Genomic DNA, 3,100 nt, shown 5'->3' on the forward strand with positions numbered 1-3,100 from the left:
ATAACCGAAGGGTCATCGAAAGAGATTTTCGAGGAACTGAACCACCTGCGCCGTAGGACCATCCTGTGAGTCAGCAATCCACGGCGGGTGCTGCCACTAAGACAATCATTACTGCATGCTTTCTATACATCGACTGCTGTCGCTGCCGTTCGACCCGCGTTCGGTGAACGCCTCCCTGCGGCCAATTTTAGGGAATTCTGAGCTCATTTTTCAGGTGCTATTAAGACTGCCACCATTGTCCTGTGATAGGATTGGTGCCGTTACAAAGCCACAATTATCGCTCAATTCGTTCAGCGAGCGACTCGCTAAAGCGTGGTTAGGCTGCGGCGATGATCATTCGAAATGCAAATCACTGCTCAGAGTTGATTTTTTATAAGGAACGTTGTTTGCTATCGTCGACGTCTGTCGTAACGTCAACAAGCATGTCCTTCGTTCACTTCACTTCTGTCATTGTTTTCGGCGCAACTTCGCGCATTTTCTTCGGAACGTTTCGAGAGAAAGGTCGCTGATGCCCAGCGTACGTCGTCAACGTTTGGTCCCGTCCGGGTTCACCTTGATTGAGTTGCTTGTCGTAATTGCGATTATCGCAGTTCTCATTGCACTCCTGCTGCCCGCGGTGCAGCAGGCTCGTGAAGCGGCAAGACGGACTCAATGCAAGAACAACTTCAAGCAATTGGGGCTTGCTCTACACAACTACCATGACAACTACCAGATGTTCCCGCCGTCGACGGTCAATCCGGGATCAGAACGATCGGCGACCTTTGTTCCACCGGGACAGGTCCGGAACTTTACGGGCTATTTATACATTCTTCCGTTCATCGATCAGGCCAATGTCTACAATCAGATCAACTTCAGCCTGGCAACAGGTAAGGCAGACTGGAACTCACTCGGAGGCGGGGGCGAACAACCCGTACTCAATAACCTGAAACTTGCCGGATTTCTTTGCCCAAGTGATCCAGAGTACGACACGCCCCATACCTACACGCCACAGAATATGTACACCATTACGGGGGCGCAGCGAACAAGTTACGGGTTCGTCCATGAAGAAACCGAGTATCACGGCCTGACTGGCGGACTGTACAGCAGTAATACGAACCCGGGCCGGTCTGTATTCGGAATCAACTCGTCGGCGGGACTGCATTCCATCAAGGATGGCTCCAGCAACACATTTCTCATGATTGAAACCCCGCTCCAGAAAACGGACACGGCGTACGGTCCCTTCGTTACCGGATACACTCATACCCATTTCATCATCCCGGCCTACGGCATTAACCAGAACTATCTGACGACGAAACTGGTCTATGCCTGGAGGGCTGGCAGCGCTCATACGGGTGGCTGCCAGGCGTTAATGGGGGACGGATCCGCACGATTTATCAGTGCGAATATTGACCAGAATCTGCTGAATGGAATTGTCAGTATCAGCGGAAGCGAGATTCTGGGCGAATTCTAAAGGGAGATCGATTGAGTGAAACCGAGAGGCCGCAGCTGGGGGGGACATCGCTGATAAGTGAGCCCCCAGTTGACAGTGACTATCCACGATGGCCGACGTGGCACAACAGGTCACTGTCGGTGAGTGTGTTGAGTCAGAACTGACGTTAACGGTGAAGGTTCATGGTGTGCGCCGGGGCTTTCGTCCTAGCGCTCAACTCTTTGTCGCTGCTCGAGGAGTGTGGAGTATCGTGATGCGAGAATTCTTGGGCTGTACAGCTCTGATTTTAGTAACGTGTATTGTTGGGTGTGGCAGTAAGGGGGGAGTCAAGTCCGTCGATGTCTCGGGGACGGTGACCCTGGATGGTGAGCCGCTGCAGGGGGCGGATGTCTATTTTTCTTCAGGGACCTATGGAGGCTACGGGACCACCGATTCTGAGGGGAAGTACCGACTCGTCAATGGCGCTGCAGTCGGCGACAATAAGATCTCATTCAAGAAGTTTGACACATCCAATGCCAAGGGGATCGATACCAGTATTCCAGGAATGGACGAAGGACAGGTCGCTGCCATGATGGAAGCAAGGGCCAAGTCACAAGGGGGGAAGGGGGCGAAAGGGAGTTTGATACCACCGGAAATGAGTGATCCCAAGACGACGAAGCTGACGTACCAGGTTCCTGAAGGGGGGACTGATTCGGCCGATTTCCGACTCACCTCCAAGAAATGATCGAGTCCGTGAAGTCCGTGGCTGCTTCACGCCAGGCAGCCGTGATTAGAGAATAGACGCCCAGAGTAATCTCAAACCAGAAACTCGCCCCCTCTTCCGATCGAGGGTGGCGAGTTTCTTTATTGAGTCACCCCGAAGGGACGTTGCTGATACTTCAGTTTTGTGAAGCAGCACCCTACGCTCGGTGGATACGATCATCACGAGTGTCCAGCGTGGGGCGATCATTATGGTGGCTGGGGATGGTTCACGACCGTTGCCGTTTTGCGAAGGGCTGGCGGGAGGTTGCTGCCGCCAGGTGGTGAGCGACCGGACCGATGATCTGCTCGCGACCATCAAGCGGTTGGGGCCAGCAGAGCTTCAAGGACGCCGGTTCATCGCGCTCGTCTGGAATCAGCTTCCTCCCGTTCCCCGAATTCTGGATGAAGTCCTGGATCGACTGGCGGATTGCGCCTTGTCGCTGTGGCCTGATTGGAACGCATCCGCTCCTGAGCAACCTGTCCGTGGCATGAGCAATCCCGGGGTAAGCCAGGGAAAGGAACCAATCGATACGGGAAATGGAAGGCTCAATCACTGGCTTGAGCTGGCCACCAGGGCCGTTCAATCCGGCCGGGCCCCTCGATTCAAACGGGTGTTCACGGCGAATGCCGAAGTGCGGCAGTTGACGAGAGTCATCGGTTCACCCGCTGTGCAACTTTTGCTGGTTGTGCGTGACCCCTCCCAGGCATCTGCGGCGCTGCTCGGTCTCGCCCGGACGACTGAATGGCTGGCGAAAGAAACAGAGATGCCTGTCATTGTCGTCGTTCCCTCGCAATTGGCCTCCGCAGTGGAACTTGACAGTATCAGCTTCGATACGGTCCAGCCTGGTGAAGTGAGTGCACTTGGGTTAACTGCAGTAGCGGGACCGAAGGACTCGTTACCCTCATCACACTTCCCGTTGGAGGACTCGC

General features: G+C 54.5%; 2 protein-coding genes and 1 pseudogene. All 3 read left to right on the forward strand.

Annotation, left to right across the window (positions count from 1 at the left end; genetic code table 11):
* Positions 1–508: 508 nt before the first annotated feature.
* Positions 509–1,450 carry a DUF1559 family PulG-like putative transporter gene (locus tag VGE80_RS02680; protein WP_373653176.1) on the forward strand — a complete coding sequence of 314 codons (942 nt, stop codon included), beginning with the start codon at positions 509–511 and terminating at the stop codon, positions 1,448–1,450.
* A gap of 232 nt (positions 1,451–1,682) precedes the next feature.
* Positions 1,683–2,153, forward strand: a complete 471-nt coding sequence (locus tag VGE80_RS02685; RefSeq protein WP_373653175.1) for a hypothetical protein — start codon at positions 1,683–1,685, stop codon at positions 2,151–2,153.
* A 184-nt stretch (positions 2,154–2,337) separates the two neighbouring features.
* A pseudogene (locus tag VGE80_RS02690) lies at positions 2,338–3,100 on the forward strand (hypothetical protein); the annotation flags it as partial.

The organism is Schlesneria sp. (assembly GCF_036405755.1).
In the GTDB taxonomy this organism is placed as follows: Bacteria; Planctomycetota; Planctomycetia; order Planctomycetales; family Planctomycetaceae; genus Schlesneria; species Schlesneria sphaerica.

What these genes read in the sequence shown, in the direction of transcription:
- VGE80_RS02680 (WP_373653176.1), top strand. Translation starts at nt 509, where the DNA reads ATGCCCAGCGTACGTCGTCAACGTTTGGTCCCGTCCGGGTTCACCTTG.
- VGE80_RS02685 (WP_373653175.1), top strand. Translation starts at nt 1,683, where the DNA reads ATGCGAGAATTCTTGGGCTGTACAGCTCTGATTTTAGTAACGTGTATT.